Source organism: Shewanella dokdonensis (assembly GCF_018394335.1).
Lineage (GTDB): Bacteria > Pseudomonadota > Gammaproteobacteria > Enterobacterales > Shewanellaceae > Shewanella > Shewanella dokdonensis.
Genome location: NZ_CP074572.1, coordinates 1,259,939 through 1,284,407 on the forward strand (window position 1 = coordinate 1,259,939; position 24,469 = coordinate 1,284,407).

At 50.1% G+C, this 24,469-nt stretch carries 14 protein-coding genes and 6 pseudogenes; 9 read left to right on the forward strand and 11 right to left on the reverse strand.

Annotated elements, in window-relative coordinates; genetic code table 11:
* Positions 1-128: 128 nt before the first annotated feature.
* Positions 129-473, reverse strand: a complete 345-nt coding sequence (locus tag KHX94_RS06075; protein ID WP_213682760.1) for a hypothetical protein — start codon at positions 471-473, stop codon at positions 129-131.
* 206 nt (positions 474-679) lie between these two features.
* Here KHX94_RS06075 and KHX94_RS06080 point away from each other — a divergent pair.
* Positions 680-2,487, forward strand: a pseudogene (locus KHX94_RS06080) (protein kinase domain-containing protein).
* Position 2,488: 1 nt separating this feature from the next.
* Here KHX94_RS06080 and KHX94_RS06085 read toward each other — a convergent pair.
* The 3 genes and pseudogenes from KHX94_RS06085 to KHX94_RS06095 all read right to left on the reverse strand — a co-directional run bounded on the left by KHX94_RS06085 (position 2,489) and on the right by KHX94_RS06095 (position 10,158).
* Positions 2,489-4,888, reverse strand: a pseudogene (locus tag KHX94_RS06085) (zinc-dependent metalloprotease).
* A gap of 65 nt (positions 4,889-4,953) precedes the next feature.
* Complete coding sequence (locus KHX94_RS06090) at positions 4,954-8,646, reverse strand: response regulator (protein ID WP_213682761.1); 3,693 nt, start codon at positions 8,644-8,646, stop codon at positions 4,954-4,956.
* A gap of 117 nt (positions 8,647-8,763) precedes the next feature.
* On the reverse strand, positions 8,764-10,158 hold the full coding sequence (locus KHX94_RS06095) for a PhoH family protein (protein ID WP_213682762.1): 1,395 nt from the start codon (positions 10,156-10,158) through the stop codon (positions 8,764-8,766).
* Between the two features lie 305 nt (positions 10,159-10,463).
* On the opposite strand from KHX94_RS06095, the pseudogene rapA reads away from it, so the two are divergent.
* The 4 genes and pseudogenes from rapA to KHX94_RS06115 all read left to right on the forward strand — a co-directional run bounded on the left by rapA (position 10,464) and on the right by KHX94_RS06115 (position 16,399).
* A pseudogene (gene rapA / locus KHX94_RS06100) lies at positions 10,464-13,368 on the forward strand (RNA polymerase-associated protein RapA).
* Between the two features lie 100 nt (positions 13,369-13,468).
* On the forward strand, positions 13,469-14,350 hold the full coding sequence (locus tag KHX94_RS06105) for a DUF3530 family protein (protein WP_213682763.1): 882 nt from the start codon (positions 13,469-13,471) through the stop codon (positions 14,348-14,350).
* Positions 14,351-14,428: 78 nt separating this feature from the next.
* Positions 14,429-15,430, forward strand: a complete 1,002-nt coding sequence (locus tag KHX94_RS06110; protein ID WP_213682764.1) for a response regulator — start codon at positions 14,429-14,431, stop codon at positions 15,428-15,430.
* A 13-nt stretch (positions 15,431-15,443) separates the two neighbouring features.
* Positions 15,444-16,399 (forward strand): annotated as a pseudogene (locus KHX94_RS06115) (sensor domain-containing diguanylate cyclase).
* Between the two features lie 45 nt (positions 16,400-16,444).
* Here KHX94_RS06115 and murA read toward each other — a convergent pair.
* The 7 genes and pseudogenes from murA to mlaF all read right to left on the reverse strand — a co-directional run bounded on the left by murA (position 16,445) and on the right by mlaF (position 21,034).
* On the reverse strand, positions 16,445-17,704 hold the full coding sequence (murA, locus tag KHX94_RS06120) for a UDP-N-acetylglucosamine 1-carboxyvinyltransferase (protein ID WP_213682765.1): 1,260 nt from the start codon (positions 17,702-17,704) through the stop codon (positions 16,445-16,447).
* 9 nt (positions 17,705-17,713) lie between these two features.
* The gene (locus KHX94_RS06125; protein WP_213682766.1) at positions 17,714-17,971 is read right to left on the reverse strand and encodes a BolA family protein; all 258 of its coding nucleotides are present in this window, start codon (positions 17,969-17,971) and stop codon (positions 17,714-17,716) included.
* A gap of 27 nt (positions 17,972-17,998) precedes the next feature.
* Complete coding sequence (locus KHX94_RS06130; RefSeq protein ID WP_213682767.1) at positions 17,999-18,274, reverse strand: STAS domain-containing protein; 276 nt, start codon at positions 18,272-18,274, stop codon at positions 17,999-18,001.
* Positions 18,271-18,930: an MlaC/ttg2D family ABC transporter substrate-binding protein gene (locus tag KHX94_RS06135; RefSeq protein ID WP_213682768.1), complete on the reverse strand. Its 660-nt coding sequence runs from the start codon at positions 18,928-18,930 to the stop codon at positions 18,271-18,273. Before KHX94_RS06135 ends, KHX94_RS06130 begins: the two co-directional genes overlap by 4 nt.
* Positions 18,931-18,940: 10 nt before the next feature.
* On the reverse strand, positions 18,941-19,417 hold the full coding sequence (gene mlaD / locus KHX94_RS06140; RefSeq protein ID WP_213682769.1) for an outer membrane lipid asymmetry maintenance protein MlaD: 477 nt from the start codon (positions 19,415-19,417) through the stop codon (positions 18,941-18,943).
* Between the two features lie 33 nt (positions 19,418-19,450).
* Positions 19,451-20,289, reverse strand: a pseudogene (gene mlaE, locus KHX94_RS06145) (lipid asymmetry maintenance ABC transporter permease subunit MlaE).
* The gene (gene mlaF / locus KHX94_RS06150; RefSeq protein WP_213682770.1) at positions 20,222-21,034 is read right to left on the reverse strand and encodes a phospholipid ABC transporter ATP-binding protein MlaF; all 813 of its coding nucleotides are present in this window, start codon (positions 21,032-21,034) and stop codon (positions 20,222-20,224) included. Before mlaF ends, mlaE begins: the two are co-directional and overlap by 68 nt.
* 345 nt (positions 21,035-21,379) lie before the next feature.
* On the opposite strand from mlaF, the gene KHX94_RS06155 reads away from it, so the two are divergent.
* The 4 genes and pseudogenes from KHX94_RS06155 (at position 21,380) to lptC (ending at position 24,461) form a co-directional block, all read left to right on the forward strand.
* The gene (locus KHX94_RS06155; RefSeq protein ID WP_213682771.1) at positions 21,380-22,348 is read left to right on the forward strand and encodes a calcium/sodium antiporter; all 969 of its coding nucleotides are present in this window, start codon (positions 21,380-21,382) and stop codon (positions 22,346-22,348) included.
* A 28-nt stretch (positions 22,349-22,376) separates the two neighbouring features.
* Positions 22,377-23,353, forward strand: a pseudogene (locus KHX94_RS06160) (KpsF/GutQ family sugar-phosphate isomerase).
* A complete protein-coding gene (gene kdsC, locus KHX94_RS06165) occupies positions 23,353-23,904 on the forward strand; it encodes a 3-deoxy-manno-octulosonate-8-phosphatase KdsC (protein ID WP_213682772.1) in 552 nt (183 codons plus the stop codon). The pseudogene KHX94_RS06160 and the gene kdsC overlap by 1 nt, the downstream one beginning before the upstream one ends.
* Entirely contained in the window at positions 23,901-24,461 is a 561-nt protein-coding gene (gene lptC, locus KHX94_RS06170) for an LPS export ABC transporter periplasmic protein LptC (protein ID WP_213682773.1), read from the forward strand. Before kdsC ends, lptC begins: the two co-directional genes overlap by 4 nt.
* The last annotated feature ends 8 nt before the right edge of the window (positions 24,462-24,469 follow it).

The window sequence follows — 24,469 nt, forward strand, 5'->3', positions numbered from 1 at the left end:
AGGATGCAAAAAGGCGACCATCAGGTCGCCTTTTTATTAGCTGTTTGTCCCATCCTGGAATACGTTGACATAAAGAGGACTTCTTTATGGCAATCCCCACTAATTCAACCCTGTGGCAACAGAATGCCTCAAAACTTAGCCAGGGTTTCTTCCACCTTACGCAACCAAGTGCAATTATCACATTCACACTTACGTCGTGACAGATGATGTGGTGTCAGAGTGGCGTCCACAAAGTCTACCGCCACCAGCAACTGTTGCTTCAGCTCCTCCACTGACTTTGCTTCCAATGACACTAGACTGTCGTTACGGTTCATCCAGATACACTCCATCCCCTGATGGCAGAAGATACACTGTTCATCAACGGCATTATAAAAACCGGAATGAGGACAGTGACGCAGTTCCATCGACTGGATCACTCTAGGTCTGGCGTATTCAAAAAGCGCAATCAATTCACGCTTGTCAGGCTCGGGCATAATGCCTCCGCAAAGAGATGTCTATAGGACAAAGGTTACCCCCTGCTGTTTCCGTTATAGTTGATATATGTCAAAGTGTCAGATAATCAGATGCGTTAGGAACACACAAATCTGATATAGATCTCGCTTATATAGGCTTGTTCGACGGTTTGACTGTTGCTTTAATGGGCGGATAATCCCAGTTTTACCGCTGCGGGAGATGGCCGTTGCAAGCACCAGAATTACAGCACTTCTATATTTCAGAAGAGCAATCGGTTTACCTGCTGAGGGCAGATGACGCCCGCAAACACCGTGCTTGGATCCGCCTGTGTCGCCAGCAATTAATAAAACTCGGCTATGAAGAACCTGAACTCATAGGTAAAGGCGCCTATGGTTTTGTTTTTGCGGGACGCAATCGTTTCGGTGAAGAACATGTGTTCAAATTTTCCCGCATCACCTTGCCACAGCACATACAGGATCGTCTGGAAGAAGAAGCCTTTGTTTTGTCGCAGGTGCATCATCCCAATGTTCCCGCACTGATCAAATTTGAGCGGGTTGGACGCCAAGGCATCATGGTGATGGCTCGTGCCGCGGGTCAGGATCTTGATCAACGTTGTCGCCAAATAGGGGCACTGCCAGTACACGAAATTATCAGCATTGCCCGGCAACTGGCCGATCTGCTGCTATATCTGCGACGTGGTCGACCTTTGGTTCATGGTGATATAAAGCCCTCAAACCTGGTATACGATGCACAGCAGGACAAGTTGTCGCTGATTGATTGGGGCTCGGCAGTCTTTGCGCAGCAAGAAGCTGATGGACAACCGGCAAGTGCCAATGTGATGGAACTGATGTCCTGCGATCAGCAGCATACCAACGCCAGAATGGGTGATGTGTATTTCATCGGTGAAGAACAACTGAACGGCGCGCTATCTAATCCACGCTTTGATGAGCAAGGGGTCGCCGCCACCCTGTATGCATTAGCCTCCGGTCAAGCCAGCCGTTTTGGTTCTAAGGTTATTCCACCGACCAGTCTGGGATTACCCAAAGAACTTGCGCGGACACTGGAGGGCATGCTCAGTGAAGATCCCCAATTACGTCAGCGAGCGGGGATTATTTCCTGCGCAGTATGCGCTACAGCCATTATCTACTGCTACCACCGGTAGCTGCGGCTGAACCTTTGGCAGAAATCCCGGTGTGGGTACAGTCTCATCCGCGCGATGTTGAAACGGTCAGCTATAGTTCGCGCAAATCGTTTTTACGCAGTCATCAAGGCGATATTGGTTCTGCCGAACCCTTTCCCAGTGATGTGCAGTTAGAAAAATACTACCGCAATTTTCTGGCAGGAATGGGTGACACCGAAAAAGGATTTATTGCCGCCGTGGGGCGCTTGGGGCAATATCCAATTGTCGGCGGCTTAGCCATTCACTGGCGCGCACAAGGCGTATATATCGACTCTAATCTGGCGCTGTATGATGCTTCGCTTAAACCGGCACTGCTACAAGCAGTGAACAATATGGTGACGCTGGCACGAGGGATCAGCAAAATCGGCATCTTTAAAGCCTGCTTTTTCAATGCGAAAGACACTTTACATCTGGAACGCAGCTCCGCGGCCACGCCGTTTTACTGCACCGATGCGCAGCAGTTACCCTTTGAAATTGGTGATGTTCCCATCCTAGAAGATAAGTCGCGCCTGCATTCTTATTTCGAGGACGGGAAAGATCCAGATGAAAACCTTGAGTTGCCAGCGGAAATTATGGCAGAGCTGGAGCGGCTGAACTTAATCCATCACACCGGCTGTATTATTTTCGAAGCGCTGCCTACTCACTTAAAAATCCATAGTTATCTGCGGCTACTCAATCCACGTAAGCAAGCACAGTTTCGTGCTTGCCTTGACCGTATTCTGTTACATGTGGACAAAATTCAAGGGCAAGGCGTCTCGGGTTTTATGAAACTCCCTTACAAGAACACCCGCGAATTCTCGCACCTGCAACGGCGCCCGGAACGCTTTTATCCACGCAATCCCAGGCGCAGTTAATTTAAATGGGCGAACCTGGTGGCATGGTTATCGGCGTTAAGATCATGCGCGTGCCGGGATGTTGCTGCTGTAGCTCAAGCACCCGCAGTAACTGCTGATAGTGCGCGGCCACGAGGGCTGTCACCCGTTTTTCCTTACGACTGAACTGTTGCTGCCAAAAGCCGAGTTTGGCCCGTAGTTGCGCTCTCACCTCTGGGTTGGTGGCTGGATTTTCCAAGGCATCCAGCACTGCGTCCAGCACCACCGCATTCACCCGCATGGCCACCGCTTCTTTATCACCGGAAGGCAAATCTGCCAGCAGCGTTTTAGCCGCTAACTGATCGAGTAACTTGCTGAGCGACAACTGTTCATTGTCGCGGCTGGCCTGTTGTGCAATTCGGTTAAGCCGTTCGCTCTGCAACAGCAAGCCGACAACATGGCGGCTGAGTGCTTCAACCATTGCTTGGGGATCGTTGGCAACCCCGAGCGATGAAACAAAACTTTCGCGGCTACGTTGATAATCCTCGGCTTTGGGGACTAGTCTGGCGTACAGACTGGTTGGCAGATATAACGCGTCACTATCCAGCGCCGCCAACAGTGCTTGCAATGCTCTTAGCTGCATCTCTGGTGCCATAAAATGCCAGCTACCACCGTGCATATCAGCCTGATAATTGTAATCAATGCCACCAATAAACTTGGCAGCGGCCTGAACTGATAACGGTTTAGCAGATATACGGGAACCAAGGCATCGGCCAGTTCTCCTAGCGGTTGTCCATTGAGTAATGCCGCCGCTGAAAATTGTTGCAACGCCAATTTACGCACCTGTTGCAACCGTTCCAGCTCTGCCACCGGGTCGTCGCCGCGATCCCATAAACTGGCCCAAGCATTAGCCGCTGAAGGCTGACGCGAATCCGCTTCAGAGATATAGCGTAATCCCTGTTGTTGTGCTTGTTGCAGTAATCCTGCTAACGCCGTTCTGGTTGCAGCTTGATCGCCAAAATCACCGTAGCCATAAGCGATGGCAAACTTATCCCACTCACCAATGCCTTCCCGATAAGGCTCGCTGATATCTATCTGTCCATCCTGCAAGCGAATATAGGGATGCGGATAATCCATCACCGAGGCATTATCGTTGGTAGACGCCGCAAAATTATGGCTAAGACCGAGCGTATGACCAATCTCATGCGCCGCCAATTGACGGATGCGCGCTAATGCCAATGCCATTGACGCCTTATCTGCCGCAGTTCGGTCACGCCAACCCGCCGTTACCCCACGGGCAATCAGTAAATCCTGCCGCACCCGCAAACTGCCTAAGGTCACCTGTCCTTTGATGATTTCACCGCTGCGCGGATCAGTCACCACCGCGCCATATGACCAGCCACGAGTAGCACGGTGTACCCACTGCACCACGTTGTAACGGATATCCTGTGGATCGGCATCATCTGGCAGCATTTCCATCTTGAAAGCATTAAGAAATCCCGCTGCGGCAAAGGCCTGACGCCACCAGCGCCCGCCTTCTAATAAGGCACTACGTATCGGTTCCGGCACACCAGGATCCAGATAATACACAATCGGTTTGACCACTTCGCTTGGCGCTGGGCCAGGATGCACTTTTTGCAGACGATGGCGCAGCAATAGTCGTTTAGTCATCACCTGATCAATAGGCGTGGCATAATCACGATATTCGTCAGCAAGATAACCACTCATTGGCGTATAGGCTCGTGGTTGGTATCCAGGCTCAGGTAAGGCAATAAAAGAGAAACGCACCAGCAACGACAAGAATTGGCCGTCTGGCGTCACATCGGCCACTTGCGCGCCTGGCTTTATCGGCGCTAAATGTCAGCTGTACGTCCACATCGCTGTTGCGCTCAAACGATTTAACGGAGGTAGGCAGGATCACCGAACGGCTTTGATCCAGATGGTAATGCCCCTGCCCAGTGGCGCTTAGCTGTTGGCTAATGCCATGCAGATCTGTCAGCAACAGCTCGTTGAGTGGTACCAGCAGGCGCTTTCCTGGCAAGAGTTTTCCTTGCCATAATACCGAATCAGCAAAGGCATCGGCGACGGCACGCTGCTCAAAAGGGTTGTGACTGTCGGCGCGATAACGGGTATTGAGCTGTTTCAGCAGCACATAAGGCCCTTGCCGCTCCAGTTGTACCATCCGGGTATTGCCCAATTGCCCGCGGTCAAGCCCAATATCATTAGAACCAGCACCTTGTGGCAAACTGGTCAGCAACAACATGGGACGATTGAGATGATTGGCTTCTAGATACAGCTGGCCGCTGTCATTGTCGAAATAGAAGTTGATAAAACCTTCGGCTTTATGGCTGTTGCGCAGCACACTGGCGCTATCCTCTGCGGCCGATAAGGTCAACGGCACCAGAAATAACAGACACCCCAGCCATCTCGAAAATAACCTCATGCCACCTATCCCCCATTGTTGTTTAGCTTCCAAGCTATCCAAGTTAAGGGATTGATCTGCTTATCTCAAGCTTTGTGTATCCAGTGGCTGAGTGTCTCGAACAGTTCATTGAGCATAATCGGCTTAGTAATATGGGCGTTCATGCCTGCGTCCAGACTCTTGTCTTTATCGCCAGACATAGCGTGAGCCGTCATGGCAATAATGGGCAGTTGCGCCATAGAATACTGTTTACGCAGTTCCCGAGTAGCGGTTAAACCGTCCATGACCGGCATCTGAATATCCATCAGCACCGCGTCATAGTGCTTTTCAGCAACCATTGCCAGCGCAACCTTGCCGTTTTCTGCCACATCCACATCGTAACCACCACTGCGTAGCAGTTCACAGGCAACCTGCTGGTTGATAAGGTTATCCTCCACCAGCAACACCAATCCGCGTTGTTCACCATTTTCAGTTGCCGACAGCTCTTGCACGGCATTGTGTTCGGGTGCTTCGCAAAATGCCGCCACGATTTCGTTGAACAGCGCCGATGACTTAAACGGTTTTTGCAGCAAGGCAAACACCTTGGTACTACCGAGTTCCTGAGCCATTGGCTCGGCCGCATAAGCGGTCATCATGATCACCACTGGCCGTTTGTGGAGTTTGCCACTGCTGACCATTTCATCCATAGCCACCAGCACCTCTCGGCCATCCATGTCAGGCATTTTCCAGTCGATCAGCAACAGGTCAAAAGGTTGCTGCGCTAACTTAAACAACGCTTCAGGGCCACTGGCGGCAGTTTCCACATCGAAGTGAAAATCACGTAACTGCGAGGCGTAAATCTGTAGTGCAGAAGGATTGTCATCCACCACTAAGGTACGCAGATTATTGAGGCGTTCTGGTACAGTTAACGGTTCAACTGGCGCTTCCTCGGCAATTTCAAAACTGACGGTGAAGGTAAAAATACTGCCGACACCCGGTTCACTTTGCACTTGTAGATCGCCGCCCATCATGGAGACCAAATGTTTACTGATAGACAACCCAAGACCGGTACCGCCATATTTACGGGTAGTGGAACCATCCGCCTGCGCAAAAGCATCAAACAGTTGTTCCTGCTTAGTCTTTTCAATGCCAATACCGGTATCCCGCACCCAGAATTTCAACGTCATCCGATGTTCACGCTCGCCCACATCTTCGCAGCCAAGTTCTATCTCGCCATCGGTCGTAAACTTCACTGCATTCGATAACAGATTGACCAGTACCTGGCCAAGACGCAACGGATCGCCCTTGAGGATCATCCCGGCGGTCACAGGGGCATACAGCAGCAGCTCGATGCCCTTTTCTTGAGCCTTCAACGCATTGAGATCCAAGGCATGCTCCAATACCTTGTCCAGCGGGAAGGATACTTTTTCCAGCTCCAGCTTACCGGCCTCAATTTTTGAGAAATCGAGAATATCATTGATGATCCGCAGCAATGACTGCGCCGAGAAACCGGCTTTCTCTAAATAATCCTGTTGCTGCGGCGTCAAATTGGTACGTTGTGCCAGCTGTAACATACCGATAATGGCATTCATGGGCGTGCGGATCTCGTGGCTCATATTGGCCAGGAACTCACTCTTATACAGGTTAGCCAGCTCCGCATCCTTTTTGGCTTCCAGCAGTGCCAGCTCGGTATTCTTATGGCGGGTAATGTCCTTGTTGGTTCCCAACATACGTTTAGGCTCACCCTTGCTGGTGAATTCCACCACCTGACCGCGAGACTGTACCCAATGATAATTGCCGCCCTTACCCAGCATGCGGAATTCCACATCATAGGTTCCAACGGGTTGCCGCAAATACTGTGCGCGGGTTTCTTGGACTCGCAGCCGATCATCGGGATGTGCCAGTTCATCAATGGTGGATACCAATGCCGGGAACTCGTTGGCCTTGTAGCCCAACATCGTATAGAAAGATGGGTTGCAGATAATCTGTTCTGAATCCAGATACCAGTCCCACAAACCATCTTCTACCGCGTCCATTGCCAAATGGTAACGTTCTTCAGATAAGCGTAACTGCTCAGCAGATTCATATTCACGGGTGACATCACGCCAAACCACAATCAGCCCTTGCAACTCACCACGGCGGTTGTAAAAAGGTAACTTCAAGGTGTCGAGCAGTATCGGCCGCCCAGCCAGTTCTACTTTTTCCTGATAACGTAACGGCGTCCGTTCCCGCAAGACCTTGGCATCTTCATGGCGGATACGTTGTGATAACTCTGGTGGTGTCAGGTCACGATCGGACAAACCGATCATTTCACTCTCGGTATATCCCAGCACCCGCTCTGCGGCTTTGTTGCAACCCAGATATTTACCTTCTTTATCTTTAAAGACAATGGCTTCTGGAATTGAGTCCAACAAAGAACGCAATAAGGCAAACTCCTGTTCACGGCGTTCTGTCGCTTCCCGCAAACGCTCAGTACGCCGCGCAACCAATTTATCTAGGCGTTTGTTCTGCTCGGCCAAGTGCTTGGTGTACTGCTGGTTTTCATCAAAAATTCGGCTCACTAACTGAAACCAAGGCAACCAGTCATGGTTGATCTTGCTAGGTGGTTCCTGTGGCGTTTGCGAGCAGGCTTCTAGGTGGTTGAGTAAACGCGAGGCCGGACTGACGAACGAGCGGCGAGTCTGCCAGTGCACTATGGTGACTAGAATCGACAATGCCAGCACCACTAAGAAGAAAGTGGCTTTCAGCTTTTCAAAAGAATCTGAGAACATGTCGTCCACATTCTGCAGATATAACAAACGCCACGGCGCATTATGCAGTGCTACCGAGTAGATGTAATAGCCATTGCGGATCATCCCTTCATGGGCATCAAACAGCTCAGATTCCGGTAACGAATGCAGCTCGGCCGGAATACGTTGGCTAATGTGATACACGCGATTGATGCTGGAAGTATCAAAATCGCTGTGAGACAAGATATTGTTGCCCTGATCCAGCAGGATCACCGTTCCCGGCATTTTAAAATACAGACGAATTTGCCGTGCTAAGGATGCCAACGTCATATCGAGGTTAATCGAGCCGATAAAATCGTCATCGAGATAAATCGGTACCCCGAGCGTGGTCAATAAACCATTGCCCGCAGAATCGACATAAGCTTCGCTCCAGAACACGCTACGCTGCGGATTCATCTCTGGAGTGGCCAGTTGGAACTGTTTGCGGTGCAGCAATTCATCGCGAAAACGCACATCATCTGCGGGCCAAGGGTAATAAGACATCATCCGCCGTTTAGAGATGTAATAGATGGCCGATGCCTTAGGAGCGGCTTCTTTCGCTACCGGAAATGACAGCGATAGCTCGAACAGCATTTCCAGTTCTTGATAGAACTTATCGCTGCGGCCATCTAAAGCGCCAATGCCGGTAATGCGCCCCATATTGGTGAAGGGTTCACCACTCTTGGCATAGGTGGGTTCTAAGGTGAAATATTGACTATTTTCGTTAAATTTTTCGTACTGCGGTAAACGTTCTTTACGCACCTGTTCCGCCAGCCGCAGATGATCTACCGCAATATCCCGCAAACTCTTCACGGCGCGAATACTTGACTCCAGCAGCAGGTCAATCTGCATCACATGGCGGTCAACCTGCTCTTCGCGCAGTTGCATCTGCTCATTTTTCTGCCGCTCATAAAACCCCCAGGCAGTCAGCAGCGCCAATACAATTACCCCGATATAGGTGTAAAACACGGCACGGTTATAATTTTTCTGAATAGGCGATTTTAGCTGGAGTTCAGGCTCTGTCGGTTTCATCCTAACCCTTGCACAACGGCTGTATACAGGGAACAGCACGGAAAACTGTCACTATGATAGCAGCTTACCAAGGAAAACAAAGGCCTCCGCAGAGGCCTTACACTGGATTACAAAGGCTTACAACTGTTCTTCAGCAAATTCAGCAAGCCGTGAGCGCACCACGCCATTGAGGTAAATATTGGCGCTGCCTTCAAATTGCTTGAAGCGTTCCACTATGTAAGTCAAACCGGAAGTCACTGCGGTGAGATAGTTAGAGTCAATCTGCGCTAAGTTGCCGCAGCAGATAAGTTTGGTGCCTTCGCCCATACGGGTGATCATGGTTTTGATTTGAGATGCGGTCAGGTTTTGACATTCATCCAGCAATACCACGGAATTTTGAATAGAGCGACCACGCATAAAGTTGATGGATTTAAATTGGATATTCGCTTTGTCCATAATGTAATTGAGCGACCCAGCCGGGTTAACATCATGTTTATGCAGCACTTCCAGGGTATCGGTAATCGCTGCCAACCAGGGTGCCATTTTTTCCTCTTCGGTGCCGGGCAAGAAGCCAATTGATTCGGCAATTTCTGGGGTATTACGGGTCACAATCACTTTATCGTACTGATTGCGTTCCACCACCAGTTCTAATGCTGCCGCCATTGCCAGCAGTGTTTTACCACAACCCGCCGGGCCAGTAAGGATCACCAAGTCAATACTCGGGTCCAGCAACGCCTGCAATGCCATGCCCTGATAAATATTTTTTGGACGAACGCCCCAGGCTTCCATACTCAGCAAGCGTTCGCGACCAAGGTCCAACACACTCAAGGAAGACTCAGTACGGCCAACCACGCGGCCACAAAAGTTGGAGTCCTGATCCAACAGATATTGATTCATATAGAAAATATCATCACCCAGATCTTTCAGCGGCACATCGTGCACTGTCTGCCGCCCATGGCGTTCTGTCGCCACTCGGTCCAGATGTTCCCAAAAGTTGCCGTCAAACTCGTGGAAGCCCTTTGATAGAAAACGGATATCGTCAATCAACTGGTCGGTACGATAATCCTCCACCATCAACATCCCGGCACCTTTGGCCTTGAGACGCATATTGATGTCTTTGGTTACCAGCACAACGGGCCGAGGATGATGCAGTTTTTGCAGGTACAGCGCGGTATTGATGATGCGGTTATCGTTGTTATCGCCCGGCAGTGCGCCGATAGTGAACTCAATCTGATGGTCGGGGAAGATGGCGAGAGTGCCAGTCGCATCGCCGTGGCCTTCACGTGCAGGTAGCGGCACGCCGCTAATAATTTGTTCCGGGGTAATGTCACCGCCCAAGGTGTCTTCCAAGGCTCTGATAGCCACTCTGGCATCGCGGCTAACATCGCGTTTGCGGTCTTTTATCTGGTCCAGTTCTTCAAGCACTGTCATAGGAACTATCACGTCGTGCTCTTTAAACGAGTAAATCGCCAAGGGTTCATGCAATAAAACATTGGTATCAAGTACAAACAATTTTCTGTCGTCTTGTTCCATAGCGCCTCCATAGCGTCATTGCATTATGACTTTGTGGTTTTGTCTGGCGGGTAACGCCTTGTATCAGATAAGAGGCTCCTGTGATTGGGTGAATGAAAAGCGTCCCCGGTGACGGGTTCAGTTTTTATACTGTCACCATTACTGCGGGATGACAATCGCTGTGCCATAAGATTTTTAACAGTAATTTTACATTGATGAAAAAACAGCCATTTATCGATTAGCACCGCCTCCGGCAGGATTGGTATTATAATCGCTTTGGTATAACATACGCGCCCTTTACTAGGCACCGAGGAAAAGAGTTAAAAATGCCATTTGCTTTAGGTCAACGCTGGATCAGTGATACGGAATCGGAGCTAGGATTAGGCACAGTGGTACAGTTGGAAGGCAGGATGGTCACCCTACTGTTTCCGGCAACCGGAGAAAACCGCATATTTTCCCGCCATGATGCGCCGTTAACCCGCGTGATCTACAACCCTGGTGATAAAGTCAAAAGCCATGAAGGCTGGACGCTAGAGATCCAGACCGTTGAAGAACATGATGGCTTGATCCTCTACCACGGTACCAATGCCGACAGCGGCGACACCGTATCGCTACGGGAAACCCTGCTGGATCATAATATTCGCTTCAACAAACCCCAGGATCGGTTGTTTGCCGGCCAGTTGGATCGCCTTGATCGCTTTGGGGTACGTTATCAGGCACAGCGTTTGCGCCATCATCTGGCGACCTCTGAATTGCTCGGACTACAAGGCCCTAGAGTCGGGCTGATCCCACACCAGTTATGGATTGCCGCAGAAGTTGGCCGCCGCCATGCACCTCGGGTTTTGCTGGCAGACGAAGTGGGCCTTGGGAAAACCATTGAAGCCGGCCTGATTATCCACCAGCAGTTGATGACAGGTCGCGCTGAACGCGTATTAATACTGGTGCCAGACACATTGCGACATCAATGGTTAGTCGAGATGTTGCGGCGCTTTAACCTGCGCTTTGCCGTGTTTGATGAAGAACGCTGTGTCGAAGCCTTTGCCGATCACGATAATCCGTTTTATAGCGAACAATTGGTGATCTGTTCGCTGGATTTGCTAAAGCAAAAACGCCGTTTGGATCAAGCGCTGGAAGCTGATTGGGATCTGCTGGTGGTGGATGAAGCCCACCATCTGGAGTGGACCGCCGATAAACCCAGCCGCGCCTATCAGATTGTAGAAGCCTTGGCACAGGTGATTCCGGGCGTCATGTTGCTGACGGCGACCCCGGATCAACTGGGACATGAAAGCCATTTCGCCAGATTAAGATTGTTGGATCCTAACCGTTTTTACGACTACCAGGCATTTATCAAGGAAGAACAGGATTATCGGCAAGTGGCTCAAGCCGCCGATGCCATCGCCAGTGGTCATAAGCTGCCGGATGATGTGATTGCGCTGCTGACCGAACTGCTAGCCGAAAAAGATATCATTCCGGCCATCAAATTAATCCAAGCCGATAACATTGCCCCAGAGCAACAGCAACAAGCTAGGGATGAACTGTTGCAACAGTTGCTAGATCGTCACGGTACTGGCCGAGTGTTGTTCCGCAACAGCCGCGCCTCGGTTAAAGGCTTTCCACAGCGTATTTTCCAGGCCTACCCACAACCGATGCCAGAGCAGTATCAGACCGCCATGCGGGTAGCGCTGATGATGAATCGCAATCTGCCGGATGAAACTCAGGCACGACTGGCGTTAACACCCGAAAAACTGTATCAGCAGTTTGATGAGCAATCCGCGGCCTGGTGGAAATTTGATCCTCGCGTTGACTGGCTCATCGATTTTCTAAAAACCATCGCAGTAAGAAAGTGCTGATCATTACCGCCCAAGCCGCCACCGCCTTGAGTCTGGAAGAAGCGCTGCGAACCCGCGAGGGTATTCTCACCACCGTCTTCCACGAAGGCATGTCCATCATTGAACGGGACAAGGCTGGGGCATTTTTTGCCCAAGAAGAGGGGGCGCGCAGGCATTGATCTGCTCAGAAATTGGCTCAGAAGGCCGTAACTTCCAGTTTGCGAGTCACTTGGTGTTGTTTGATCTGCCACTTAACCCCGATCTGTTAGAGCAGCGTATCGGCCGTCTCGATCGTATTGGTCAGCAACACGATGTGAATATTCATCTGCCCTATATTGACGACTGTGCCCAGTCGCGGTTGCTGAATTGGTATCACCAAGGGCTGAATGCCTTTGAGCAAACCTGTCCGGTGGGTCACATACTGTTCAAGGAGTTTGCCGCAGAACTGCTGCCGTTGCTGGTTCATGAAGACGATGAAGCCATGACCAACTTGTTGAATCACACCCGCAGCCGTTACAAAGAGTTGAAACTGGCGATGGAGCAAGGGCGCGATAAACTGCTGGAACTGAACTCCAACGGTGGCGATCGCGCTAAGGCGCTGGCCTGGCAACTGGCAGAAATGGACAGTGATACTCAGTTAATCGGTGCCGTTATCCGCTTATGGGATGTCATTGGTATCGACCAAGAAGATAAAGGTGAGCACACCATTGTCTTGCGTCCTAGTGAACACATGATGTTTCCCACCTACCCTGGCTTACCAGAAGATGGTGTGACCGTGACATTCGAGCGCAATACCGCGTTATCCCGAGATGATATTGCGTTGATCACTCAGGAACATCCGTTAGTACAGACAGGGCTGGATCTGATCACCGGTTCAGACACTGGCACCACCTGTGTCGCGTTGTTGAAAAACAAGGCGTTACCTGCCGGCACACTGTTTCTGGAACTGATTTACATCGCCGATGCTTCTGCCCCGAAAGCCAGCCAGCTGTTCCGCTATCTGCCCGCGACCCCGATCCGGGTGCTGCTAGACAAAGACGGCAACGACTTGGCAGCGAAAGTGGCGTATGAGCAGTGGGATCGGCAGTTAAGTCCAGTGAACCGCCATATCGGTAGCAAGCTGGTGAATGCCTCACAACCGCTACTGCATCCGCTGTTGGCAAAAGGTGAACAACACGCCCAAGCCGCCATGGCAACGCTACTGCAACAAGCCAGACAACAGATGGAAGCCAGTCTGCATGCCGAACTGGAACGTTTGGAAGCGCTGCAAACTGTCAATCCTAATATCCGCGACGAGGAACTGCTATTCTTACGGCAGCAAATCGCCGAACTGAACGGCTATCTGGACAACTGCCAGCTGCGATTGGACGCTATCCGCTTGGTATTGGTCAGTCATGTCTGATAACACAGGCCCGCAAATGCGGGCTTGTTTTTAAGCACCACCGCACTGTGTTTCGGCCACAATGCACTTATAATGAGTTTTTTACTGGCGGGATATTGTGTTGCTGAAGTTTATCCGAGTACTGCTGCCATCGATGTTTGCTTGTGGCTTGTTCACCACCACTACCGTGCTGGCAACACCAACCTCTGACGCTGAACAACAGACGAGTCAGATACAAATTGAGGGTAAGCCAGTCACTGTGCTGACCCGCGAATGGCAGTATCGCATACACCGTGGCAGTGCCATCTTCATTCCAGCACCAGGTGAGAATGCCATGTCACCAGGGTTGCTGGAGTATCTACGACAACAACTGAATCTGCTGGGCTGGACCACGATTAGCTTCACGCCACCACCACAACCTGCGGAACCCAATTTCACCACTGAGGCCAGCGAAATCAGCAAAGCCGGCGATGGCAAGGTGCAAGATAGTGGCAATAACGGCACCCGCAAGCGCAGCGATGACGCTTGGCAGCAACTGCAACAAACTCAGCAGGCTTATCTGCAGCAGGCGTTAACCCAGCTGCAAACATCAGCCCAAGCCTTTGCCGGTAAAAAACTGCTGATTGCCGCCGGTTCGTCGGCAGCATTGGTGCTTAACTTACTAAAAAACAACAATATAATGGCTCCTGACCTACTGGTATTGATCAACCCGTATGCCGAGGAAGTTGCCGCAAACGCGCAACTGCCAAAACTGTTGGCAGATTTGCCATTAGCAGTGCTAGATTTGCAGTCGCCCGATGCTAACAGTGCCTCATTAGCAACCCAGTCTCAGCGCCAGCAAGTGTATGACAGCCACCCGGGCTATCATTCCCGGCAACGGCTGCTAGCATTAAATTCGACCCAATCTACGGCCTATGATGTATGTTTACATCTGATAAATCAGATGGGCAGTGGCGTTGTCGCCACTACTGACGAAAATGCCACGAAAGCAGTGTCTCCTTAACCGGAGCCTACTGAGATGCCTTTGGCAGTCTATAATTAAGCCGCTGTTTTTCCCGGACACAACACGGAGAGCCGCTGAATGACCATTCCCGTACTGATATGTGATGACTCTGCGCTAGCACGCAAGCAAATGGCGCGTACCCTGCCCAAGGAGTGGGACGTCGAAATCACTTATGCCACCAACGGTGTAGAAGGACTAGAAGCTATTCGAGCGGGCAAGGGCGAAATTGTCTTTCTCGACTTGAACATGCCCGTAATGGACGGTTACGAAGTTCTGCATACAGTACAGCAGCAAGATTTACCGGCAATGATTATCGTGGTGTCTGGCGATATTCAATTGCAAGCACATCAGCGGGTGAAAGCCTTGGGGGCGCTGGATTTCATCCAGAAACCCGTCAGTGCAGATGCCATCACCAATATTTTGGAAGAGTATGGCATTCTGACACTGGCAATGGCTGATACGCCAACCGTTGACGATAGCCCACTGCTTGAAGTCGATCTGCGCGACGCCTGTCAGGAAGTCGCCAACGTTGCCATGGGACGGGCGGCAGATCTGTTGGCCAAATTACTGGACGTGTTTGTGCTGCTGCCAATTCCTAACGTCAATGTGTTAGAGGTCAGCGAACTGACAATGGCCCTGAAAGCCACAGAAAGCAGCGCTAAAGTTTCTGCATTGTGTCAGGGCTTTATTGGTGCGGGTATCGCCGGTGAAGCGCTGTTGATTTTTCATGACTCTAGTTTCGCCGATATGGCACAACTGATGGGCATGGCAAACCCTGACAGTACCAACACCGAAATTGAAGTATTGATTGATACCGGTAATGTCTTGATAGGGGCATTTCTGAATGGCATCTCCGAACAGTTAGACATGAACTTCAGCCAATCGCATCCGGTAGTTCTTGGCCGCCATTGCACGGTCAACGACCTGATCCACGATAATTCTGGACGTTGGAAGCGGACGCTGGCAATGGAGATCAACTACCGTATCGAAGGCCATAATGTGCAGTGCGATCTGTTACTGCTGTTTACCGAAGACTCGTTACCAACGATGAACTTCAAACTCGGTTACCTGATGAACTGAAACGGATACTGCGATGACTCACGATGCTGACCCGATGAATGAACTGCACTGGCTGATTGATATGGTTCAGACCATAGAAGTAGGCCTAGTAGTGCTCGACCGCAATTTCAATATTCAGTTGTGGAATGGCTTTATGGAGAACCACAGTGGTATCTCTCCTAATGAGCTGAAAGGTAATAACCTGTTTCAACGTTTTCCAGAACTTCCTGCCGATTGGCTGCGGCAAAAAATGGAGCAGGTTTTTTATTAAAAAATAACGTCTTCATCAGTTGGGAACAACGGCCTTATATCTTTAAATTCAATAACTACCGTCCCATTACTGGTCGCGCTGAGTTCATGTATCAGAACATCACACTGCTGCCATTGAGTTCACTCAGCGGCACCAGCCACATCAGCATGATCATCTATGATGTTACCGATATCGCCATCAATAAACTGCAACTTGTCGCTGCCAACGAGCAATTGCAACAGTTGAACCAGCGCGATGAACTGACACAGCTATTTAATCGGCGCCATTGGCAAGAGCTAGTGCAACAGGAGTTTGCCCGCTTCAGCCGTTATCAGGAACCCACCTCACTGTTACTGGTCGATATCGATCACTTGAAAGCGATTAATGACCAACATGGACACATTGCGGGTGACAGAGCCATTCAACATCTGGCACATCTTATTAGCCGTAACCTGCGTAATACCGATATGGCTTGCCGCTATGGGGCTAATGCTTTTGCGCTGTTATTGCACCACAGCGATGCCATGCAGGCATCACAATTGGTGGCACGGTTACAGTTCAGCCTGGCGCAGACACCATTGCTATTTAATGGAGAACAACTGACATTTAGCATCAGTGCGGGGATCTGCCCGTTGGATGGGGAGTGTAACGGTTATGACCGCTGGCTAGACAAAGCCGATGAAGCACTGGCGAAAGCCAAAATGGCCGGGAGAAATCAGATAATACTGGCCGATAGTTAAGTGACAAGGAACACCGCTACTTAACGGTGTTCCTTAAATGAGCGCTCAGGAGATACGCTGTACGCTGCCACCAAGGCCACTGAATTTATCTTCAATGTGCTCATAACCGCGATCTAGGTGATAGATTCGGTCCACCACTGTGGTGCCCTCTGCCACTAACCCGGCGATAACCAAGCTGGCAGATGCACGCAGATCAGTTGCCATGACCTGTGCACCATTGAGTGTTTCACGTCCGTGAATAATACAGGTATTACCTTCCAGCTCCATGCTGGCACCCATGCGGTTTAGCTCAGGCACATGCATAAAGCGGTTTTCAAAGATGGTTTCCGTAATGGTGCCAGTGCCATCGGCTAAGGCATTGAGCACGCAAAACTGTGCCTGCATATCTGTGGGAAATCCAGGATAAGGCATGGTTTTTAAACTGACTGCCCGTGGACGCTGACCTTTCATATTCAATTCAATCCAGTCACTTCCCACGGTGATCTCAGCGCCCGCTTCCTGCAATTTTACCAAGACCGCTTCCAGTGATGCGGGATCTGCATCCAAGCAACGAATACGTCCACGAGTAACGGCGGCCGCCACCAGGAATGAGCCCGTTTCAATGCGATCCGGCATCACCCGATAGTGACAACCATGCAGTTTTTCCACGCCTTGAATACGGACGGTGGCAGTACCCGCGCCATCAATCCGCGCGCCCATTGCAATCAGGCAATTTGCCAGATCTACCACTTCCGGTTCCCTAGCAGCGTTTTCAATAATGGTTTCGCCATCCGCCAGCGCGGCGGCCATCAGTAGGTTCTCAGTTGCCCCAACGCTGACCATATCCATGAAGATATGCGCCCCTTTAAGGCGACCATCGATTCTGGCTTTAACGTACCCTTCTTGTACCTCAATATGTGCGCCCATCAGCTCTAAGCCGTGCAGATGCAGGTTGACTGGTCTGGCCCCGATAGCACAACCGCCAGGCAAGGACACATCGGCGGTTCCATAACGCGCCAACAGCGGCCCTAGCACCAAAATGGAGGCACGCATGGTTTTTACCAGATCATAAGGAGCACAAAACTCGTTGATGTCTTTGGCATTGATATGGACCACGCCATTGGGCAATTCTGCCACTTCAGCACCCAGACAACGCAGCAACTTACAACTGGTGGACACATCCCTGAGACTTGGCACATTGGACAGAATGACGGGTTCGTCAGTCAGTACCCCGGCCATCAGGATAGGCAAAGCAGCGTTCTTGGAGCCAGAAATAACAACATTACCCGCAAGCGGGCCGCTTGCTTGAATAGTTAATTTATCCACATCGATTCTCTACACTGGCATATTGAAGATCTTTTCACGCTGCCACTGTGCAGGGGTAAAAGTCTTGATACTGAGGGCATGCAGTTCACCGCTGGTAATCCGATCCATCAGTGGTGCATAAATAGCTTGCTGTTGCTTAATTTTACTCATCCCGTCAAAGCAATCGCCAACGGCAACAATTTTGAAGTGAGTCCCTTCCACCGTGACATAAACTTCGGCAAGGGCGAGTGCGTTGCGTAAAACAGTTTCGATCTCTTGTGTATCCATCAGCGAATATACCTTGTCAGGCGTTGCTTATTCTGTAAAAAATCCCTGCAAATCATACAGGTCTATCAAACGTTTAACTTGGGTTGACGGTGCGCTCAAGTGCAATTCTGCTGGATGCTGACTCAGCAACTCCATCAGAAAAGCGATACCGGCACTGTCACTGTATTCCAGCCCATGCAGATCCAAGGTTCGAGTGCCAGCCGCAACCAGTTGAGTGCGTTGCCCCCATAACTGTTTGACATCATCCTGGCTCAGCCGCCCCACCAACTGGCAGCGGTCACCCAGTTGCTTGAATTCTATCACAGAGCATCCTTACCTTTAGGGGCATTGAAGTCGATATGGGTATTGCCCTTGTCTTGCAACATCGCAATCACGGCATCAATCCCTTTCTGACGCACCATAGCGGTCACTTCAGACTGTTTAGAACTCAGCAGACTTACGCCTTCAGCCACCATATCGAATGCTTTCCAGGTATCATCTTTAAGACGGCGCACCTTGAAGTCCAATTTGATGGGAGGACGGTCATTATCAATGATCTGTACGCCGACATCGACGATGCTGTCACTGGAAAAATCGCTCGCTGGATCAAATTGCAGTTTCTGGTTGGTGTATGCGGTAAAAGCCTGAGCATAGGTTGCCACCAGATAACCGGTAAAAGCACTGACAAAATCATCACGTTGCTCTTTTGTAGTTTCCTGCAAATAAGGGCCAAGCACCTTATAAGCAGCGTAACGGGTGTCAACATAAGGCATCAGTTCTTCAGTGACGATGGTTTTCAAATAGTCAGGCTGCGCATTAATCTTGTCCTGATCCTGTTTGAAACGAGCAAATGTTTGATCCGCCACATCTTTAATCATGACATAAGGGTCTTTGTAATCTTTTGTCGTAGTCGTAGCCTGTGACATTCCTGGCAGCAGCAAACAGATGCTAGCCACCACACTCAGTAATTTTTTCAACATAAGGGACTCCTTACTTTTTATCCTTTGAACCCGCGCTATACAGGAACTGGCCGATAAGATCTTCCAGTACCAGAGCAGAATGAGTATCGTAAATCCGATCACCATCTTTCAAAATTGCCACGTCATCATCGACAAACCCTGGCGTTAATCCCAAGAACTGCTCACCCAGCAGACCAGAGGTCAATACTGACAAACTGCTGGTTTCCGGGAATTTGTCGTAATTTTTGTCCATTGTCAGCGTAACGACTGGCTCCATTTTCTTCGGATCCAATGCAATACCACTGACCCGGCCCACCACCACGCCACCGACTTTCACCGGAGAACGTACTTTAAGGCCGCCAATGTTGCTGAATTCAGCAGTCAGCGTGTAGGTATCACTGGATGAACGTACCTCGACATTGGCAACTTTGTAGACCAGCACCAGAAATGCAGCCAGTCCAGCCACCAGAAACATACCCACCAAGAATTCAATTTTTCTTGTCAACATAATCAGTTACCAAAGTTAAACAGTCATTATCCATTAGTTGCCGAACATCAAGGCTGTCAGCAAAAAGTCCAGTGCCAGAACCGCCAGGCTTGATTGCACTACGGTCTGAGTTGTTGCCCGGCTGATACCTTCTGGATTGGGCACCAGATGATAGCCACGATACAACGCAATCCAAGTTACCACCCAGGAGAAGACAAAACTCTTGATCAGGCAATTTACAATATCTTGGCGCCATTCCACTGCTGCTTGCAGGATTGACCAGAACGCCCCGTTATCAATGCCCTTCCACTCTACGCCGACCAGATATCCACCATAGATACCGACAGCGGTAAACATCAGCGCCAGCAAGGGCATGCTGATAAAGCCTGCCAAAAACGTGGCGCAATGACCTGCCGCAACGGATCGACGGCCATCATCTCTAAGCTCGATAGCTGTTCGGTACTCTTCATCAACCCCAGTTCCGCAGTAAGTGCGGAACCAGCGCGGCCCGCAAATAACAACGCGGTCACAACGGGCCCGAGTTCGCGAAGCAGACTTAATGCGACCAAAGGCCCAAGACTCTGCTCAGTACCAAAATCGACTAAGATGGTGTATCCCTGCAATGCCAGCACCATGCCGATAAACAGGCCGGAAACCAGAATGATCACCATTGACTGTACACCCACCACATAGATCTGCTTCACCAACAGTGGCGTACCTTTACGGAACCTTGGCAACTGCACCAAAGCGCCCCATAACATTAAACCGGCTTTTCCCAAGCCAGCAACCAACCCCAGCGCATCACGCCCGAGATCAGCAATAGAATCAGTCAGACGCACCCAATAACTCCTTCTGATAATCCATGGCCGGATAATGGAACGGTACCGGGCCATCTGGCGCACCGTCTAGGAACTGCCGCAGTTGTGGATTGTCGGCATTTCGTAGCTGATCTGGTGTGCCCTCGGCAATAATGCGTTTGTCAGCAATGATATAGACGTAATGAGCGATGCTTAACACTTCACTGACATCATGCGAAACCACAATGGATGTCAACGATAAGGCATCTGACAATTCACGGATCAGCTTCACCAACACGCCCATGGAGATAGGATCTTGGCCAGTAAAGGGTTCATCATACATCACCATTTCTGGCTCAAGGGCAATAGCTCGCGCTAATGCCGCTCGCCGCTGCATCCCGCCAGAAAGTTCGCTTGGCATCAAAGACGCAGCACCCCGTAAGCCAACAGCTTCCAGTTTCATCAACACAATTCGGCGGATAATTGCTTCCGGTAAACCTGAGTGTTCACGCAGAGCAAACGCTGTGTTATCAAACACATTCATATCGGTAAACAATGCGCCGCTCTGGAATAACATGCTCATGCGTTTACGCACTTCAAACAGCTCATTACGTTTGAGCTGATGGATATTCTTTCCCTCAAACAGCACTTCGCCGCTATCGGGGACTAATTGTCCACCGATTAATTTCAGCAGGGTCGTTTTCCCAATCCCACTCGGCCCCATAATGGCAGTGACCTTACCTTTGGGAATGCTCAGGCTGATCTTGTCATAGAGTACCCGTGAGCCTCTGCTGAAACTGAGATTCTTCACTTCGACCAATCCGGTCTGGGTTTGGCTCATGTTTGATTCCAGTTCTCATATTCCTATTAAAGATAAATGGGATTCATCACCGATCCCATCGCAAGCGTAACCCTAAGTTAGCGGGGAGATGCAGATTGCTAGCAACTACGCCTGGCTAACCATTTCGCCCCTGAAACATCGTAGCTGTACATCATGTTAGTTACGCCAATCTGAACCGTTACTGAACAGCTGCCGGTGAACGGCAGACCGTGAACAATAAGCGATAAATTGTACGCAATCGGGTTATCCGGCACAACAGGCATCCCGAGTTGGGCGCTATACCCTTTCAATTTGCGGTAAATACAGCGACAATGCTCGGCAGAATCCGGGAAAACCGATTGTGCAATGTTATTTAATATATTTTTGCTTTTGGCCGGTTTGCTGTTTCTGGTCTGGAGTGCTGACAAATTTATATATGGATCAAGCGCTTTAGCCAGAAATCTGGGGCTTCCACCATTGTTGATTGGTTTGACGATTGTCGCAATGGGGAGTTCCGCACCTGAGATGTTTGTGGCGGCTACCGCCTCGTTGTCTGGCCACCCAGATACGGCAATAGGTAATGTTCTGGGTTCCAATGTTGCAAATATTTCGCTAATTCTCGGCATTACTGCATTGTTTGGCGCAATCCGTGTCAGTTCCCAAACCCTGTTCCGGGAAATTCCACTGATGCTGGTTGCCACGCTAGTAGCTGGCTATTGTTTGCACGATCAGCAGTTCAATCGGGCCGAAGCCATTGGCCTGTTAGTGCTGTTTATTGGATTCATGGGATACCTCATCGGGCACGCCATCGCTAACCGTTCCAAGGATCGTCTTGCTGATGAAACCGAGCATGATATTCCGCACGATGTGGCTACCTGGCAAGCATTGTTCTGGATTATCGTAGGTATCACGCTGCTGCCGTTATCGGCTAACTGGATGGTGGCGGGTGCTGTGGGTATCGCGCAGTATTTCGGGCTGTCAGACCTAGTGATCGGCCTAACAATTATTGCTGTGGGTACCAGTTTACCCGAGTTAGCTGCCTGTATTATGGGGATACTGCGGCGAGAAGACGATTTAGCAATAGGGAATATTGTTGGCTCTAACCTGTTCAATATCTTAGCAGTATTGGCAATCCCAGGATTGATTGCCCCGGGCGCGGTAGATGCTGCCGCTGCCAGCCGAGATTTTTACATGGTACTAGCAACCAGCACGGCATTGGCAGTATTAGTTCTGCTCAGTGGCAGAAAACATAAATCACTTAAACGGTGGCACGGCGTCGCCTTATTGCTCGCCTTTATATGCTACCAGGTTAGCCTGTTTGAGCCGCAGTTGTAAGCGTCAAACAGATGGAAGAGAGAAAGACATGACAGATGCAAAGCAGATGCGCAATTGGGGACGCAAAGTCATTGATATCGAAATGCAAGCTTTGGACAATTTATACCAGTATGTAGATTCTCCCGAGTTTGCCGAAGCTTGCGAAATGATTTACCGCTGTAGTGGTAAAATCATCGTAATGGGCATGGGCAAGTCAGGCCACATCGGCAATAAGATCTCCGCAACACTGGCCAGTACCGGCACCCCGGCTTTCTTTGTACATCCCGGCGAAGCCAGCCACGGAGACCTTGGCGTAATCAGTCATAATGATATTGTGCTGGCAATCTCCAACTCCGGCGAATCTCACGAAATTTTGACATTAATGCCCGTGATTAAACGCCAAGGGATCCCGGTGATCAGCATGACGGGCAATCCTGAATCCACTATGGCAAAACTGGCACAGTTACACCTGTGCATCAAAGTCCCAGAAGAAGCCTGTCCACTGGGATTAGCACCAACATCCAGCACTACCGCAACTTTGGTGATGGGTGACGCCATTGCAATTGCGCTGCTGCAAGCCAAAGGCTTTACCAAAGACGATTTTGCCCTGTCTCATCCAGGTGGCGCACTGGGCCGTAAACTGTTGCTCAAAGTCGATAATCTAATGCACAAAGATCAGGATATTCCGCTGGTACATCATGATATCTGCATTACCGATGCCCTGTATGAAATCTCCAAAAAGGCCTTGGCATGACCGCAGTGGTGGACGCCAGTAACAAGCTGGTAGGGATTTTCACTGATGGCGATTTGCGACGGGTTATCGATGCCGATGTCAATCTGCGAACCACCCGTATTGCCGAGGTAATGACACGTAACTGCATTACGGTTAAAGCCAATATTCTTGCGGCAGAAGCGCTGAAAGTCATGGATGATCGCAGCATCAATGGGCTGATAGTCGTCGATGCTGAAAATCATCCGGTAGGCGCCCTCAATATGCTGGATATGGTCAATGCAGGAGTCATGTAATGAGTCGTGACGGTTTCTATGGACCAGTGGCAGACCCAGTATGGCAAGCGGCCAGCCAGATCCAGTTACTGATCTGCGACGTAGATGGTGTATTTTCCGATGGCCGCATCTATCTGGGAAACCATGGTGAAGAGCTCAAAGCATTCCATACCCGCGATGGTTATGGCATAAAAGCCTTGCTAAGCGCCAATATCCAGGTTGCGGTTATTACTGGGCGCAAATCGCAGATTGTGGAAACGCGTATGACGGCATTGGGAATACCCCATATATTTCAGGGAATTGACAACAAATTAGCCCCTTTTGAGTGGTTGTTGCAACACTATCAGTTACAGCCACGACAGGTAGCCTATATTGGGGATGATATGGTGGATCTTCCCGTGATGCAGCGTGTGGGACTCAGCGTCTGTGTTGCGGACGGACACCCTAGAGTGAGGCAACTGGCACATCTGGTAACTTACCTTGGTGGTGGTCACGGCGCACTGCGGGAACTGGCTGATCTACTACTATTGAGCCAAGATAAAATCGATTCCGCACACGGCATGAGTATATGAACAGAGTTACGCTGGCAATCATTGCATTTTTTACCGCCGCCCTGATCTTGTACTGGCAAGTTCAGAATAAACGTAACGCCGATGCCGACCAACGACTGCCAGGTGTGGTGCAGCCCGATTATATTGCTGATGATTTGCACAGCGTCAGTTACGACGAAAACGGCATGATTTCCAGCAAGGTGTCTGCCAAACACATGGAACATTACGAACAGGATGATCGTACTGTTTTTAGCGACCCGGTGTACTGGATTTTTCCCGATAAAGGCCAGACAGAATGGCGCATGACGGCACAACAAGGGCTGCTAGACAAACACAGCAACAAAGTGGTTCTGCAAAATAATGTTATTATTGACGCCATCAGCCCGACAGAACCCATACAATCCATCAGCACCAGTTATCTAGAACTGGATCTGAACAAGATGATTATGACCTCTGACAAAAATATACTGGTCAAGGGGCAGGATTTTGATATTACAGGTCTTGGACTATACGCCGACCTCAATGCTCAGCAGGTAAAGTTGCTTAGTCAGGTAAAAGGAACCTATGAAACCAAATAAGCTTTTTT